The 15,989-nt window shown below is 53.3% G+C and carries 14 protein-coding genes; 9 read left to right on the plus strand and 5 right to left on the minus strand.

The features are described from left to right. Positions 1-71 precede the first annotated feature (71 nt). On the plus strand, positions 72-533 hold the full coding sequence (soxR, locus tag ACPGUT_RS06070; protein WP_423989425.1) for a redox-sensitive transcriptional activator SoxR: 462 nt from the start codon (positions 72-74) through the stop codon (positions 531-533). Here the strand turns inward: soxR and ACPGUT_RS06075 are convergent, their stop codons facing one another. Further along, entirely contained in the window at positions 534-2,192 is a 1,659-nt protein-coding gene (locus ACPGUT_RS06075) for an NAD+ synthase (protein WP_423989426.1), read from the minus strand. 210 nt (positions 2,193-2,402) lie between these two features. Here ACPGUT_RS06075 and ACPGUT_RS06080 point away from each other — a divergent pair, with 210 nt between their 5' ends. Together ACPGUT_RS06080 and ACPGUT_RS06085 are read left to right on the plus strand one after the other, a co-directional pair. Beyond that, positions 2,403-3,914: an MORN repeat-containing protein gene (locus ACPGUT_RS06080; RefSeq protein WP_423989427.1), complete on the plus strand. Its 1,512-nt coding sequence runs from the start codon at positions 2,403-2,405 to the stop codon at positions 3,912-3,914. Positions 3,915-4,191: 277 nt separating this feature from the next. Next, a complete protein-coding gene (locus ACPGUT_RS06085; RefSeq protein WP_423989428.1) occupies positions 4,192-5,769 on the plus strand; it encodes a 2-isopropylmalate synthase in 1,578 nt (525 codons plus the stop codon). Between the two features lie 103 nt (positions 5,770-5,872). On the opposite strand, the gene ACPGUT_RS06090 is transcribed toward ACPGUT_RS06085, so the two are convergent. Together ACPGUT_RS06090 and ACPGUT_RS06095 are read right to left on the minus strand one after the other, a co-directional pair. After that, positions 5,873-6,367 carry a DUF2141 domain-containing protein gene (locus ACPGUT_RS06090; protein ID WP_423989429.1) on the minus strand — a complete coding sequence of 165 codons (495 nt, stop codon included), beginning with the start codon at positions 6,365-6,367 and terminating at the stop codon, positions 5,873-5,875. Beyond that, complete coding sequence (locus ACPGUT_RS06095) at positions 6,367-7,275, minus strand: sterol desaturase family protein (RefSeq protein WP_423989430.1); 909 nt, start codon at positions 7,273-7,275, stop codon at positions 6,367-6,369. The genes ACPGUT_RS06090 and ACPGUT_RS06095 overlap by 1 nt, the downstream gene beginning before the upstream one ends. 272 nt (positions 7,276-7,547) lie before the next feature. Here ACPGUT_RS06095 and ACPGUT_RS06100 point away from each other — a divergent pair, with 272 nt between their 5' ends. The 6 genes from ACPGUT_RS06100 to ACPGUT_RS06125 all read left to right on the plus strand — a co-directional run bounded on the left by ACPGUT_RS06100 (position 7,548) and on the right by ACPGUT_RS06125 (position 14,113). Further along, complete coding sequence (locus ACPGUT_RS06100; RefSeq protein WP_423989431.1) at positions 7,548-8,585, plus strand: rod shape-determining protein; 1,038 nt, start codon at positions 7,548-7,550, stop codon at positions 8,583-8,585. 67 nt (positions 8,586-8,652) lie between these two features. Further along, positions 8,653-9,576, plus strand: coding sequence for a rod shape-determining protein MreC (gene mreC, locus ACPGUT_RS06105; protein WP_423989432.1), 924 nt, complete (start codon positions 8,653-8,655; stop codon positions 9,574-9,576). After that, positions 9,569-10,105, plus strand: a complete 537-nt coding sequence (locus ACPGUT_RS06110) for a rod shape-determining protein MreD (protein WP_423989433.1) — start codon at positions 9,569-9,571, stop codon at positions 10,103-10,105. Before mreC ends, ACPGUT_RS06110 begins: the two co-directional genes overlap by 8 nt. Then, entirely contained in the window at positions 10,105-12,024 is a 1,920-nt protein-coding gene (gene mrdA / locus ACPGUT_RS06115) for a penicillin-binding protein 2 (protein ID WP_423989434.1), read from the plus strand. Before ACPGUT_RS06110 ends, mrdA begins: the two co-directional genes overlap by 1 nt. Then, positions 12,021-13,160, plus strand: a complete 1,140-nt coding sequence (gene rodA, locus ACPGUT_RS06120; protein ID WP_423989435.1) for a rod shape-determining protein RodA — start codon at positions 12,021-12,023, stop codon at positions 13,158-13,160. The genes mrdA and rodA overlap by 4 nt, the downstream gene beginning before the upstream one ends. An 8-nt stretch (positions 13,161-13,168) precedes the next feature. Then, positions 13,169-14,113, plus strand: coding sequence for a 2-hydroxyacid dehydrogenase (locus ACPGUT_RS06125; protein WP_423989436.1), 945 nt, complete (start codon positions 13,169-13,171; stop codon positions 14,111-14,113). Positions 14,114-14,119: 6 nt separating this feature from the next. Here the strand turns inward: ACPGUT_RS06125 and ACPGUT_RS06130 are convergent, their stop codons facing one another. Then, a complete protein-coding gene (locus ACPGUT_RS06130) occupies positions 14,120-14,521 on the minus strand; it encodes a hypothetical protein (protein WP_423989437.1) in 402 nt (133 codons plus the stop codon). A gap of 77 nt (positions 14,522-14,598) precedes the next feature. Then, positions 14,599-15,989 (minus strand): hypothetical protein (locus tag ACPGUT_RS06135; protein ID WP_423989438.1); only part of this gene is annotated, 1,391 nt, incomplete at its 5' end.

Here is a 15,989-nt window from a genome sequence, read left to right on the forward strand (position 1 = left end):
TTCATTTGATTTTTGATGTTTAATTCCTCAAGTTAACTTGAGATCAAGCAAAAAATTCGAAAGGCCAGATCATGCATCACCGTGACTTTCTATCCATTGGGCAACTGGCCAAACGCACTGGCCTGGCGGTGTCCGCCATTCGATATTACGAAACAGAAGGGCTTGTGTTTTCAGAACGAAACGCAGGCGGTCAACGCCGATTTCGTCGCGCCGATATCCGGCGTCTCAGTTTTGTGCAGATCGCGCAACAGTTTGATTTTTCCCTAAAAGAAATCGCAGAACAATTGTCCCGCCTGCCCGAAGGCCGCACACCAACCAAGGCCGACTGGGGCAAGATCAGCCGACATTTTCGCGCCGACCTAGACGCCCGGATCAAAACCCTAGAAGGGTTGCGTGACAAGTTGGACGGTTGCATTGGTTGCGGCTGTCTCAGCTTGAAAAAATGTGAACTTTACAACCCCTTAGACAACGCCCGCCACAATGGAACCGGCGCGCGTTATCTGGTCGGGGACATGCCCGAAGGCATTGACTAATCAGCCGTTATCGCGCCAACGGCTGGCAATCGGATAACGACGATCAAGCCAAAAGGCACTTTGCGTCAGACGTGTGCCCGGGGCAGATTGAAAGCGTTTGTATTCCGAAATATAGATCAGATGTTCGATCCGCTTCACCGTCGCGCGGTCATGACCTTCGGCAACCAAATCAGCAACGGATTTTTCATCATCCACCAGGCCTTCAAGGATCGCATCTAGAACCTCATAGGGCGGCAGTGAATCGCTGTCTTTCTGGTCATCGCGCAATTCCGCTGAAGGTGGTTTGTCGATGATAGACACCGGAATAACTTCCCCCGCAGGCGCTGCCATCCAAGGCCGATGATTGGCATTGCGCCAGCGACAGGTTTCAAAGACGCGCACTTTATACATGTCTTTCAGCGGATTATAACCACCTGACATATCACCATAAATCGTGGCATAGCCAACGGCGACCTCAGATTTATTGCCAGTCGTCAAAAGCATCTCACCAAACTTATTGCTCATAGCCATCAGCAGCAGACCACGCAAACGGGACTGAATGTTTTCCTCGGTCACATCCTCATCACGGCCGGCAAAAAGCGGGGCAAGGGTATTGGTGATCGCACTACGCCCTTCAGCAATCGGCACGAAATCATAATGGCATCCCAAACGTTCTGCGATGTCTTTGGCGTCATCAAGCGAGCTTTGGGATGTATATTCAGACGGCAACATCACGCAACGCACATTTTCCGGGCCCAATGCATCCGCGGCAATGGTTGCAACGATGGCAGAATCAATGCCGCCAGACAGACCCAGCAACACCTTTTTGAAACCGGTCTTACCCATGTAATCACGCAGGCTTTCCACCATACAGCGGTAATCCTGTTCCCACTCATCCGGCAGTGAAGCCAAATCAGATTTCACCGCGCGCCAGCCATCATCAGTGCGTTCCAGTTCCAGATGGGCAATCGCTTCGTCAAACACCGGCATCTGCAGGGCAATTTCCCCGCCGGGGTTCAGCACGAAAGAACCACCGTCAAAGACCTGATCATCCTGACCACCGACCATATTGAGATAAATCAGCGGCAGGCCTGTTTCGGTCACCCGCGCCATCATATGGGAATAACGCACATCCATTTTATTGCGGAAGTAAGGGGATCCATTGGGCACCAACAGGAATTCCGCCCCGGTTTCGGCCAGGGTTTCAGCAACATCTTCATGCCAAGCATCTTCGCATATCGGCGTACCAATGCGTGTATTGCCCACGGAATAAGGGCCGCCAAGCGGGCCACTGTCGTAGATCCGGACTTCATCAAAAACGGTTTCATTGGGCAGATGATGTTTCAGAACGGTTGATGCAATCTTGCCCCCCTTCAGAATAAAATAAGCGTTGAACAGCTTACCATCTTCCACAAAAGGCCCACCAACGCCCAACGCCGGACCATTCGCACAGTCCACGGCCAAAGCTTTGACAGCAGTCATGCAGGCGGCCTGAAACGCAGGTTTCATCACCAGATCTTGGGTATTATAGCCAGAAATGAACATTTCAGGCAGCGCCACCATATCTGCACCTGCGGCCTGCCCCTCGGCAAAAGCGGCCCGTGCTTTATCCGCGTTGGCTTCAATCGCGCCAACGGTTGGGTTCAGCTGAGCCAGTGTCAGTTTAAAACGATCTGCCATGTTAGTCTCCGTATTCCGACCTGTTGAACAACCGGTACTCTGGCAACTTCTTAACAGAGATTTCGGCAAGTGAAACCACCCCGGCTGAATTGTTCAGAAACTGTTTTGTAAAACATGTGAATTTCCGTTGTCAGCCACACCAGGCACCGTTAACCTGCGGAAAAACCGTGGCGAGATCCACACATCTGCTGCCCCCATCCGGAGAGTTTCATGCCAGCCAAACCTCGCATTTTTCATCGTTTGTGCATGTTGCCCCTCGCCTCTGTCGCCTTTGTTCCTCTGATACTGCCAGCGCAGGCACAGGACACGAACACACCGATTGTCCAGGAAGAAACCCCTTTGGTGTTATCGGAAGTGACCCGTATCGAAGATAGCCATGGTGGTATCTTCGAAGGCACATTGCTGAATGGAAAACGTCAAGGGCATGGCACTTACAGCCTGCCTTCCGGGTTTCGCTATGTCGGACAATGGAGCGACGATGCCATTTCCGGCCAGGGTGAAATGACATATTCAGATGGTGCGACCTATGCTGGCGAATTGATCGCAGGCATTCCTGATGGCTTTGGCAAACTATCCCTAACCGATGGCAGCACCTACGAAGGAGATTGGCAGCAGGGGGATTTCACAGGCAATGGCATCGCGATCTATGCTAATGGCATTGTCTACGAAGGCGGTTTTCAACGATCTGAACACCATGGCCCGGGCACCCTGCGAAACCCCAACGGCTTTGTCTATCAGGGCGAATGGGTAGAAGGGCGCCGTGAAGGCGAGGGTCGCGTGACCTATCCAGATGGCGCACGTTATGACGGCGCATTGGTTAACAATCGGCGTCATGGCACAGGTGAATTCACGTCTGAAGACGGGCTGCATTACACGGGAAACTGGGACAACAACCAGATGCATGGCGAAGGCCGTCTGACTTATCAGAACGGCGATGTCTTTGAAGGCAACTTTGAAAACGGGCGACGGTCTGGTGCGGCGGTCATGACTACAACACATGGCGATGTTTATGAAGGCAACTATCAGAATGACCTGCGCCATGGCCAGGGCACGCTGACCCTGACAGATGGTTACGCCTATACTGGTCTATGGGCGGAAGGTCAGATTATGGGAGAAGGTGTTGTCACCTACCCTGATGGGTCTGTGTATACAGGCTATCTGGCCGCCGGTGTTGCCCATGGCACCGGGCGCATCGAATACCCGGGTGGTGGCAGCTATGATGGTGAATGGAAGAACGGCCTGATCGATGGTGAAGGCACCGCGACCTATAGCAATGGTGTCACCTATGTCGGTGGCTTTCGCGATGGCCGCCCCCATGGCCAAGGACGGATCGAGGTTCCCGAAAAATTCACCTATGATGGGGCTTGGATTGGTGGTCACCGAGATGGGCCAGGCGTCACAACATATGCCAGTGGGGCGATCTATACCGGCGAACATACGCAGGATCTGCCTAATGGGCATGGTGAACTCGATGTACCGGATGGCTTCCGTTATATTGGCCAGTGGGTTAACGGAAAAATCGAAGGCCAAGGCATTCTGACCCATGCAAATGGTGATGTATATGATGGTGCCTTTATGGCCAATAAACGCCATGGACAGGGCACGCTGCGTTATGCCAGCGGTGAGGTTTCCGAAGGGGTTTGGGAGAACGATGTATTGCCAGTTTCGACACCAACAGAACCCGTACCGGGAGCGCTAGAGACACCAGCCGTTGAAAACTGATCAAGGCGGTAATTTTACTTTTTTGTTCAAACCCTCTTTTCAAATCTGAAACTGCGGATATGATCGCGCCCATGTTGATCAAAGCACATAACGCCACCCTGCCCTGCGCCACCGCGCAGTCTGTACGTGCGCTATCTGCTCTTCTTCTGCTTACTCGCCTCTGAGCGTGCCTTTCGGCGCGACCGCTCAGAGGGTATACAGCGCCGGACTTCACAGAAGAAACTGATTCCCCCGCAAACAAATATTCAAGCTGCGGCCCGAACCGAAAGATACGACTATGTCTGATACATCCACCCAAGATCACGTCTTAATTTTTGACACGACACTGCGCGACGGCGAACAAAGCCCTGGCGCCACCATGACCCATGACGAAAAGCTTGAAATCGCAGAAATGCTGGACGAGATGGGTGTCGATATTATCGAAGCCGGTTTCCCGATTGCATCTGAAGGCGATTTCAAGGCCGTATCTGAGATATCAGAACGTTCAAAAAACTCTGTGATCTGTGGCCTGTCCCGCGCGAATTTCAAAGACATTGATCGTTGCTATGAGGCCGTAAAACACGCAGCCCAGCCGCGTATTCACACCTTCATCGGCACATCCCCCTTGCACCGCGAAATTCCGGGCCTGTCCATGGATGAGATGGCGGATAAAATCCACGAAACCGTATCCCATGCGCGCAATCTCTGCGACAATGTGCAATGGTCCCCGATGGATGCGACCCGCACCGAGGAAGATTACCTGTGTCGCACAATCGAGATCGCGATCAAGGCGGGTGCCACCACAATTAACATCCCGGATACCGTCGGTTACACCGCCCCCCGCGAAAGTGCGGATCTGATTAAGATGCTGTTGGAACGTGTTCCGGGTGCCGATGACATCATCTTTGCAACCCATTGCCACAATGATTTGGGCATGGCGACGGCGAACTCTCTGGCCGCTGTGGAAGCCGGTGCGCGTCAGATCGAATGTACCATCAATGGACTGGGCGAACGCGCAGGCAACACCGCCTTGGAAGAGGTCGTAATGGCGCTGAAAGTGCGCAATGACATCATGCCCTATCGCACGGGTATTGAAAGCCGCAAACTGATGCAAATTTCGCGTCGTGTTGCGACTGTGTCTGGCTTCCCGGTACAATACAACAAAGCAATTGTTGGCAAAAACGCCTTTGCCCATGAAAGCGGTATTCACCAGGATGGCATGCTGAAAAACGCAGAAACCTTTGAAATCATGCGTCCGGAAGATGTGGGCCTGTCAGGCACATCCCTGCCGCTTGGCAAACATTCCGGTCGTGCGGCGCTGCGCGCAAAGCTGGCTGAACTGGGTTTCGATGTGGGTGACAATCAGCTGAAGGACGTGTTTGTGCGTTTCAAAGCACTGGCAGACCGCAAAAAAGAAGTACACGACGACGATGTTCTGGCGCTGATGCGGGATTCCGCTTCTGAGGCTGAACATGAAACCATTCAGGTGAAATTCCTGCGGGTGATCTGTGGCACCGAAGCGCCGCAATCGGCAGACCTGACATTGACTGTTGATGGCGTGGACCAACAAACCACCGCAACCGGCGACGGTCCCGTGGATGCGGTGTTTAATGCCGTGAAAGCCATCTATCCCCATGATGTGAACCTGCAGCTTTATCAGGTGCACGCCGTGACCGAAGGCACAGATGCCCAGGCCACTGTTTCTGTTCGCCTTGAGGAAGAAGGCCGTATAGCAACAGGCCAGGCTGCGGACACGGATACGGTTGTCGCCTCGGCCAAAGCCTATGTAAATGCGTTGAACCGCCTGCTGGTGCGGCGCGAGACAAGCGCACCAGGTGAAAATGTGAAAACCATCACTATGGTCGACAGTGTATAATAAAAAGGCGCCGCCCTGCCATCAGTCGCGGCGCCATCCTTTGAATGCCCCGGAAACTTTTAAATGTTCCGGGGCATTTTCTTTTGGGGAAACGATAACCGACCTATGGCAACCAATAGCGCATAGTCAAATCATGCATTCCCGGTGCAACCGCTGAATAGTCAAAAACCGGCGCACCCTCAGCCTCATTGGTACCTGAGACAGCGTATCCTTCTGACGGCAAATCGCCCTCAAAATTCAACTCATAATCGCCGTTCTCATCATGCAAGATGAAAAAGGCATGATAACCCTCGGTCAGATCCGGGAAATCCACCCGCAGCGGCACGGCGTCGGCAGGAATTTCCAGATAACCTGCAGCATTTTTATAATCGAGCGCGTCAAATGCGTCCTGATTATCAAAAGCCAAGATCACAAGCGTGCCCTGATCAGATCGCGTATCATGAATACTGATCTGATAGCCTGCGGTGGTTTCCACTTCAGATGTGGAGGCATTGGCAACAGGCACCACATACCGCAGGCCCGAGGCAAGATAAGCACCTCCGACAGTCAAAGCGATAGTGGCAGCGGCAGCGGTCAGCCGCATCATATTCGAAGGCATTACTTGTCCTCCTTAAAAGTGGTTTCAACTGGTTTCTTTTTCGGCTTCCAACCTGGAGGACCAAAAAGGTGGCCAAGCTTATTATAGATCCCGTCCGCTTTCGCGACCTCTGCCCCAAGGCGGGTAAACCCATGGAAAAACGCAACAAAAGGGTTCACGGAATTGATCGGGCGGGTCAGACCATATTTCACTTCTTCGATTTCTTCTGCAAAGGTACCGAACATGCGATCCCAGATAATGAAGATACCGGCATAATTTTTGTCCAAGTATTTGCGATTAGACCCATGGTGCACGCGGTGGTGGCTTGGCGTATTGAAGATCAGTTCAATCGGCTTCCAAAATTTGCCGATCACTTCTGTATGCAGGGCGGTCTGGAACAGTTGCACCAGTAATTCCACCACCAGAACCAAGAAAGGATCGAACCCCAGCAACACCAGCGGCAAATGGAAAAACAAAGGCCAAAATCCATCAAGCGGGCCGTGACGATATGCGACCGAAATATTAAAAAACGGGCTAGAGTGATGCACCGAATGAGTTGCCCAAAGGAAATTGATCCGGTGCAGGATGCGGTGTTCCCAGTAATAGGCCAGATCGGCAAGCACAAGGCAGATCAGCAATGTCGCAAGGTTCGTCTGAATATCAAACACAGCGAATTCCGCCGCGACCAAATACACACCAGCATAGAAGGTTGCGAACAAAAGCGTGGTTGTGATGATGAAGAAACCAAGTGTGATATAGTTGGTGACCGTATCACCAGCCATCGATTTCGACAGCTTTCCTCGCAGCGCATAAAGCCCCAGTTCAAACACCAGAAACCCTAGAGCGAAGACAAAAAACCAGTCGCCGATCAGTTCCTCCCAGATCTCAAGTTGAAAACCCGGTATCGGGTGCAGCCAGAAATCAGTCATATGACAATCCTTTCATTTTCCTGCCTGTGTACTTAGCCACGCCCCCCACACAAATCTTGCCCGGACACGGACAGATATTGCCAAACCAGTGTGAATTCATTCCCCTACGGGGGAAATATTGTGAACTTGCATCATAAACGGGCGATTTCCCGCGCCTGAAACCCCATTGCACCCAGCACACCCTTTACTATAACCCGCCTAGGACGCATAAACTCAACGTTAAAGCAGCCGAGTCTGCGCGTTATAATTGCATTTCAGGGATCACACGTCACATGGGACTACTCAACGGTCTGTTTTCATCAGATATGGCTATCGACTTGGGCACAGCAAACACGCTGGTCTATGTCAAAGGTAAAGGCGTTATTTTGTCGGAACCTTCTGTTGTGGCCTATCATGTCAAAGATGGCGTGAAGAAAGTCCTTGCTGTTGGTGAAGACGCGAAACTGATGTTGGGCCGGACACCAGGCAGCATCGAAGCCATTCGTCCAATGCGTGAAGGTGTGATTGCCGATTTTGACACTGCGGAAGAAATGATCAAGCACTTCATCCGTAAGGTTCACAAGCGCACTACATTTTCCAAACCGAAGATCATCGTTTGCGTGCCCCATGGTGCAACACCCGTTGAAAAACGTGCGATCCGTCAATCTGTTCTCTCTGCTGGCGCACGTCGCGCGGGCCTGATTGCGGAACCGATTGCTGCAGCCATCGGTGCAGGCATGCCAATCACGGATCCGACCGGTAACATGGTTGTTGATATCGGTGGTGGTACAACTGAAGTTGCGGTTCTCTCCCTTGGCGACATCGTTTACGCGCGTTCCGTGCGTGTGGGTGGTGACCGTATGGATGAGGCAATCATCAGCTATCTGCGCCGTCAGCAAAACCTTCTGGTGGGTGAAGCCACTGCGGAACGTATTAAAACATCCATCGGGACAGCACGTATGCCAGACGATGGCCGTGGTGCCGCGCTGCAAATCCGTGGCCGTGACCTGTTGACTGGTGTGCCTAAGGAAATCGAAATCAACCAGGCGCAGGTTGCCGAAGCATTGGCAGAGCCTGTTCAGCAAATCTGCGAAGCTGTGATGACCGCGCTTGAAACCACCCCGCCAGATTTGGCGGCGGACATTGTTGATCGCGGTGTTATGCTGACCGGCGGTGGTGCATTGCTGGGGTCTCTGGACCTGGCCCTGCGCGAACAAACCGGCCTAGCTGTTTCTGTTGCAGATGAAAGCCTGAACTGTGTGGCCCTGGGCACTGGTAAAGCGCTGGAATATGAAAAGCAGCTGCGCCATGTAATTGATTACGATAGCTGATATGCCGTTCAGGTGGTCTGACCACCTGTGACGAACCAGCCCTGTTAGACAACCAGGAGAGTCCGCCGTGGCCCGTGACCGCGCCCAGACTGAAAACTATGGCCGCCCGATCCGGCGGATCCTGGTTGGTATGCTTGTTGTGTTTATGCTGGCAATCTTCCTGATCTGGCGTATCGATAGCCCGCGTGTTGAACGCATGCGCGCCCAGATTACCGACGCCATTCTGCCCAACACAGACTGGGCCATGGCCCCGATCGCCGGCTTTTCTGAGATGGTCGCCAACTTTCAAAGCTACCAGCGCCTCTACGAACAGAACCAAGAATTACGCAACGAACTGCAGGAAATGCGTGTCTGGCAAGAAGCTGCATTGCAGCTGGATCAACGCAATGCCCGCCTTTTAGACCTGAACAAGGTACGCCTTGATCCACAACTGACCTGGGTGACCGGTGTTGTCACCGCCGACAGTGGGTCACCCTTTCATCAGTCTGTTCTGTTGAATGTCGGGGAACGTGACGGGATCACCGATGGATGGGCTGCGATGGATGGGCTTGGCCTGGTCGGACGCATTTCCGGCGTAGGCAACCGCAGTTCTCGTGTTTTACTTCTGACGGATTCAAACAGCCGTATCCCGATCACAATTCAGCCGTCCGGACAACGTGCATTACTGGCAGGTGACAACACCCCTGCCCCTGCAATTGAACTGCTTGATAAGCCTGATCTTGTGCGCCCCGGCGATCGCGTCATGTCATCCGGCGATGGGGGGGTTTTCCCCGCCGGCTTGTTGATTGGGCAAATCACAGAAACACCTGGGGGTCGCCTGCGCGTCTTGCTTGCGGCTGATTATGAACGGCTCGAATTTCTGCGGGTAATCCGTCTGCATGAAACCGTCCCGTTGACGGATGCGGGCGGGTTGGTCTCCGACCCTGAACAGACATCGGTAGAAACGTCCGCCGCAGCGGATGACATCGCAGTGGAAGCAACAGATGATTGATCCGGTCAGCTTACATCTCTGGAGCTGGCGCCTGTTGTATCCGTTGATGTGCGGATTGATCATTTTTATTCAGCTGATCCCCATGCAGACGGTGCCAACCCGTTTTCCCGCGCCAGATTTTCTGCAGGCACTGACCTTTGCTTGGATCATTCGTCGACCGGATCAGATCCCTGTACTGTCCATCGCCCTGGTGTTTTTCTTGGCGGATATTCTGCTGCAACACGCGCCCGGCCTTGGGGTTGCTCTGATGATACTCACCAGCGAATTCCTGCGCTCACGAAGCCCTTATATGCGAGAATTCCCTTTTGCACTGGAATGGGCGATTGTCATCGTTGTCACAATCGCGCTGGCATTGGGCACACGGTTTTCACTGCAATTGCTTCTGTTGTCTCCACCACCTTTCGATCTGGCCGCCAGACAGGTTTTTTCAACGGTTCTTGCCTATCCTATGATGGTGTTATTCTGCCAATTCATTCTGAAAGTCCGGTTCCTGTATCCAGGTGATCGCGAACATGGAGGGGCCAACTGATGCGTCGCCCACCGAAGGACAATGAAGAAAGCACACGCCGGATCACACGCCGTGGATTGCTGCTCGGCACTGCCTGGCTTGCCTTTTCCGGCGGTTTGGCTGCACGCATGCGATATCTTCAGGTGGATCAGGCTGATCAGTACCGGCTCCTTGCCGATGAAAACAGGATCAAAGACCGGCTGATTGCCCCCGCACGCGGATTGCTATGGGACCGAAACGGAGTGCCTCTGGCCACCAACGAACAGAACTATCGTGTGGTTATGGTCCGCGAAGACGCCGGCGATCCGGAAGAAGCGTTGGACAAGCTTTCGACCTTAATCCCGATGGATGATGTAGCCCGTGCAAAAGCCCTGAAAGCGGTCATGGATCGTGCCCCTCATGTGCCCGTATCGGTTGCCGATCGCCTAACTTGGGAGGAAGTTTCCGCGATTGCCGTAAACGGCCCTGCCCTGCCTGGTATTACCCCCGAAGTCGGCCTGTCCCGAAGCTATCCAGTTGCGGAAGATCTGTGTCACGTGGTGGGTTATGTGGGGCCCGTATCAGATTATGACCTGTCACGAATTGATGACAAGGATCCGCTGCTGCAAATCCCCAAGTTTCAGATTGGCAAGTCCGGCGTTGAAAACAAACTGGAACGACAGTTGCGTGGCCAGGCAGGAAATGTACGAAACGAAGTGAACGCTGGCGGGCGGGTGATCCGGGAACTGGATCGGCGCGAAGGTATTCCGGGCGACAACGTACAGCTGACGATTGATGCGCCTTTGCAGAACTTCATTCAGGCCCGTCTGGCCGGTGAAAGCGCATCTGCAGTTGTAATTGACGTCGAGACAGGGGATCTTCTGGCCTGTGGATCTGTTCCGACTTTTGACCCAAACAAATTTGTGCGCGGGATATCATCGGCAGATTATGGTGAACTGACCGGTAACCCCCTGAATCCATTACAAGGAAAGGCCGTTCAAGGCGCCTATCCGCCGGGATCCACCTTCAAGATGGTGACTGCCCTGGCGGCTTTGGATGCCGGGTTGATTGATACCGAAGAAACCGTGCGTTGCGGCGGTTATGTCGAAGTCGGCGGGCGGCGGTTCCACTGCTGGAAGCACTCCGGACACGGGCACATGAACCTCAACCAAAGCCTGCGCAACAGTTGTGACGTCTATTATTACGACCTTGCGGAACGTGTCGGCATTGAACGCATCAGTGAAATGGCGCGTCGTCTTGGCCTTGGGGAACGTTTTGATCTGCCCATGTCTGCGGTGTCATCGGGCCTTGCGCCGGACAAAGCCTGGAAACGGGAACGGCGCGGTGCGGAATGGGTCATCGGGGACAGTCTGAATGCGTCTATTGGGCAAGGTTTTGTTCTTGCATCCCCTTTACAGCTTTCCGTCATGACCGCGCGTCTTGCCACAGGTCGTGCGATTACGCCACGATTGGTCAAATCGGTGAATTCGGCAGAGGTTCCATTGGAAGATGCTCCGTCGCTTGAACTGAATGAAAACCATCTGCGCGCAGTGCGTCAGGGCATGTTTTCCGTGTCAAACAACCGGCGCGGCACGGCTTTTGCGTCACGTATCGCGATGGATGACAAGCGCCTTGCCGGAAAAACAGGAACCAGCCAGGTTTCGAACAACCGTGTGAACAACCGCAATGTGCCTTGGGAACAGCGCGACCATGCGCTTTTCGTTGGTTTCGCCCCATATGATGCTCCGAAATATGCCGTTTCCGTTGTCGTGGAACATGGCGGCGGCGGTTCCAAAGCTGCTGCTCCGGTGGCACGGGATATTCTTCTGCAGGCGATGTATGGTGGATATGCCCCATTGGATGCCTACCCGTCAGCCGCACGCAGCAAAGCCCGTCAGATGCAGAATACCTTGGAACTGCGCGATTTTGATGCCCTGCGCGAAGAAAGCAGCCGTGCATGAGCTATCTTGAATATCAGATCAAACACACCCCCACCGGGTTGCGCAAAGTTCTATATATGAACTGGCCCTTGGTTGTTCTGCTCAGCACGATTTGTGGTGTGGGTTTCTTGATGCTTTATTCCGTCGCGGGCGGATCATTCACGCCCTGGGCGGAACCCCAGATGAAACGCTTTGCCATGGGCATGGTCGCCATGTTTTTTGTCGCCATGGTGCCCGTCTGGTTCTGGCGTAATATGGCAGCCCTTGCATATCTGGTGTCGCTAATATTGCTGATCGCAGTGGAACTGTTCGGCGAAGTTGGCATGGGCGCGCAACGCTGGGTAAATCTTGGTTTTATGCGCCTGCAACCGTCTGAACTGATGAAAGTCACGTTGGTTTTACTGATTGCCGCCTATTACGACTGGTTGGATATCCGCAAAGTCTCACATCCGTTCTGGGTTCTGGTTCCGGTTCTTCTTGTGATTATTCCCGTGGCGCTTGTGCTGCGACAACCCGATCTTGGCACCGCAATCCTTCTGATCACAGGCAGTGGCATTGTGATGTTCGCAGCCGGCGTCAGCCTATGGTATTTTGCCGGGGTCATCGGCAGCGCTATTGGCGTGGTGGTGGCCGTGTTTAAAACCCGAGGGACAGATCTTCAGTTTCTGAAAGATTATCAGTATCGCCGGATCGATACCTTCCTCGATCCATCCCGGGACCCTCTGGGGGACGGATATCACATCACCCAATCCAAGATTGCACTTGGTTCTGGAGGATGGACTGGGCGCGGATATATGCAGGGCACCCAAAGCCGCCTGAACTTTCTACCCGAAAAGCACACTGATTTCATTTTCACAACCTTGGCTGAAGAATTCGGCTTCATTGGCGGCATGTCTCTTTTGGGACTGTATCTTTTGGTTTTGTTGTTTTGCCTTGCCTCGGCCATGCAGAACAAAGACCGTTTCGCAGCTTTGATGACCATAGGAATTGCAGCCACCTTCTTTCTGTTCTTTGCCGTCAATATGTCGATGGTCATGGGACTGGCACCAGTGGTGGGTGTCCCCCTGCCTCTTGTCAGTTACGGGGGATCAGCCATGCTTGTAATTCTAGTGGCATTCGGCTTTGTTCAAAGCGCACATATCCACCGACCAAGATAGGAATTCCGATGCCCGTAAATGTCCTTTTCGCAGCAAAACCTTCCAACTGGGTTGCTCAGGAAGAACCGCTAAAGGATGCGTTTAAGACCGCGGGACTAAACGTAAATCTTGCCGCCTTTCAGGACGGGACGATGGCACCGGAAGATGTCGATTACATGATTTGGTCACCGGCCAGTGCCGTGCAAGACTTCACCCCATATACCAGATGCAAAGCTGTCCTCAGCCTCTGGGCTGGGGTGGAACGTGTGATTGGCAATAAGACTCTGACACAGCCCCTTTGCCGGATGGTTGATCGGGGCTTGGAAGAAGGTATGGTCGAATGGGTTTGTGGGCATGTCATGCGCCACCATCTGGGCATGGACGCACAAATCCTAGGCCAGAACGGCGAATGGAAACCACATCTGCCGCCCCTTGCCCGCAACCGTAAAGTGACTGTTCTTGGACTTGGTGCTTTGGGGAGTGCCTGCGCCAGAATGTTAAACGCATTTGGCTTTGATGTCGCCGGCTGGTCGCGCCGTCAGAAAGATCTGGATGGCATCACCTGTTTTTCAGGCCCCGATGGATTGCAGAAGGTTCTGAAGCGGTCTGAAATCGTGGTGCTTCTGTTGCCAAACACACCGGAAACAGAAAACACCCTGAACGCACAAACCCTGTCCCTGATGCCAAAAGGCGCATTCATTATTAACCCAGGTCGCGGCCCCTTGATTGATGATGATGCTTTGCTAGACGCCCTGAATACTGGTCAGATCGCCCATGCGACACTTGACGTTTTCCGGATCGAACCTCTGCCCGGCACGCATCCTTATTGGACGCATCCAAATGTCACGGTCACCCCCCATATGGCCGCTGACACCCGCTTGGACAGTTCATCACAGGTGATTGCAGAAAACATCCGCCGTGGCGAAAACGGTGAAGACTTCCTGCATCTCGCGGATCGCACGACCGGGTATTAGGGCGCTTTAAACGGCGGCGGCGACCTGCCCAAGCGTCATCTTTGCCTTTGCAAGCACAAGACCCGGATTTGCCGCCTGATCGCAGACATAGCAGATAACATGATCAGGATAGCTGTCGGTGCGCAGGAATAGATGCAAGAAATCCGCACTGAACACGATGATCTCCTGAAAATAAACATCCTGCATTCCGTCAGAACGGGATGCACTAAATCGCGCCTCGATCTCTGAAATGCTTCTGCCCTGAAACAGATCGGCTGTGGCTGCGGCAAGGGATTCCAGCACATCCTGTGGCTGCTCAGGCGAAGACTGTACCCCCAGTAACATCCCGGACGTCATATCTATATATCCGGCTGCGAGGCATTCCGGAATGGTCTCCATTGATGTCTGAAGTGCGTTGTCCAGTGACATTCTTATTCCTAGTTTTCTGTTACCCGCCTGGTGGCGGTTTATTGGCTATATTATGTGATAGGCGTTACATGTGCTTGCTAGTTCAGAAAATCCCATTCGGATTTTTGTTCAGATGCAACCCGCGCAGCCACTGGCACCCGAAGAGGATCAGTTTCCGGCGCTGGGGTTTCATCTTTTGCCGCATCGGTTTCAGCTGGTGTCGGCGTATAAGATTGCAAAAACACCCCAATCGCATCGACCAATTCGTTGATGTCTGAAGGCCGCTTTTCACCTGCAACAATGCCGGCCCAAATTTCAGACGCGGTTCCCCCGGAAACAAAGGGGGCAACATCAACATCCTCAGGTGTTGGTTCTACGTCCGCATCAATTTCCAGGGCTTCCATATGCGGCTGCGCGTTCTGTGTATCCGCAGCAATAAACGCCCCCACATCTAGTGCAATTTCGGCCTCATCCATAGGAAAGATCGTTTCAGATTCCTTCTCTAAGGCAGGCTGGTCTGCGGCGGGAACTTCAGGAACCTCCGCAACATCTGTGTCTACTTCCGAAGCAATGCCTGACAAGATCCGGGAAAAATCGATGTCAGGCAGGTCCTCAATTTCTGGTTCAAGATCTGGAACGCCAGGCGTTGCGACATCGTCGGCAATACCCAGAACCACCTGATCAGACACTTGCACTTCTTCATGTATTTCAGCCAACACCTGCGGAGGATTGTCCTGCTGTTCCGATGCAACCGTGTCGATCACCGCGAAAATTGAATCCTGCTCTGTATCCAAAGCAGGTGTTTCTTCCATCACGTCGCTCTCATTTGAAACAATGTCTTCAGCGGTATTCAGTAACAAAGCCCGCAGATCATCAGCCTCTTCTGGTCGGATCCTACGCTCAGTCTGACGCGCCTCCCCTTCTGCGCGGACCGGTCTGCGCGGACGCGTAGGGCGAATTGGCCGTACGGTTTCCGTCACAGGGTCCGGCTGTGGCGCAATCGGTGCCGGGATCACATTATCAAGAACAAGGACACCTTCATTCTCGGGCTGTGGCTCTGAAGGCGTCTTGGTCACGGCTATCGAAGCGTCTCTTGGACCTTGCACATTTTTGATATTGGGGTCGGATTTGTATATTTTGACTGATTTTTCGCGAGTTGTCATAACGTCTGTGACGATTTCAAAGAAGGCGTCGATCAGTTTTTCACCGCCGCTTTTTGTCCACAGCTCGCCTCCACGCAGCTGTTCGTCGTCGCGGGCGCGGATGGCGTCGAGGGCAGAGAAGAGGATCGATTTTGCGAATAGGGATCCGGCCTCGCGGTTGACACGGCGCAGGACCTTCTGGCGGTCTTTTTCTTCCAGCTTATCCGCACGCGTCACCAACAACAAAGAATTGTGACGCAGGCGTTCGGGCAAAGACACCCAAGCCGCGCGTTCGCTTTCGCGCCAGGCCTGGGTCGCATGGGTGCACCAGATCACACCGTTCACAT

It is taken from the genome of Halocynthiibacter sp., from assembly GCF_049608145.1.
Taxonomy (GTDB): domain Bacteria; phylum Pseudomonadota; class Alphaproteobacteria; order Rhodobacterales; family Rhodobacteraceae; genus Halocynthiibacter.

Bases quoted from the DNA above. Each gene is read 5' to 3' on its own strand.
- soxR (WP_423989425.1), top strand. From the start codon at position 72: ATGCATCACCGTGACTTTCTATCCATTGGGCAACTGGCCAAACGCACT.
- ACPGUT_RS06075 (WP_423989426.1), bottom strand. From the start codon at position 2,192: ATGGCAGATCGTTTTAAACTGACACTGGCTCAGCTGAACCCAACCGTT.
- ACPGUT_RS06080 (WP_423989427.1), top strand. From the start codon at position 2,403: ATGCCAGCCAAACCTCGCATTTTTCATCGTTTGTGCATGTTGCCCCTC.
- ACPGUT_RS06085 (WP_423989428.1), top strand. From the start codon at position 4,192: ATGTCTGATACATCCACCCAAGATCACGTCTTAATTTTTGACACGACA.
- ACPGUT_RS06090 (WP_423989429.1), bottom strand. From the start codon at position 6,367: ATGCCTTCGAATATGATGCGGCTGACCGCTGCCGCTGCCACTATCGCT.
- ACPGUT_RS06095 (WP_423989430.1), bottom strand. From the start codon at position 7,275: ATGACTGATTTCTGGCTGCACCCGATACCGGGTTTTCAACTTGAGATC.
- ACPGUT_RS06100 (WP_423989431.1), top strand. From the start codon at position 7,548: ATGGGACTACTCAACGGTCTGTTTTCATCAGATATGGCTATCGACTTG.
- ACPGUT_RS06110 (WP_423989433.1), top strand. From the start codon at position 9,569: ATGATTGATCCGGTCAGCTTACATCTCTGGAGCTGGCGCCTGTTGTAT.
- mrdA (WP_423989434.1), top strand. From the start codon at position 10,105: ATGCGTCGCCCACCGAAGGACAATGAAGAAAGCACACGCCGGATCACA.
- rodA (WP_423989435.1), top strand. From the start codon at position 12,021: ATGAGCTATCTTGAATATCAGATCAAACACACCCCCACCGGGTTGCGC.
- ACPGUT_RS06125 (WP_423989436.1), top strand. From the start codon at position 13,169: ATGCCCGTAAATGTCCTTTTCGCAGCAAAACCTTCCAACTGGGTTGCT.
- ACPGUT_RS06130 (WP_423989437.1), bottom strand. From the start codon at position 14,521: ATGTCACTGGACAACGCACTTCAGACATCAATGGAGACCATTCCGGAA.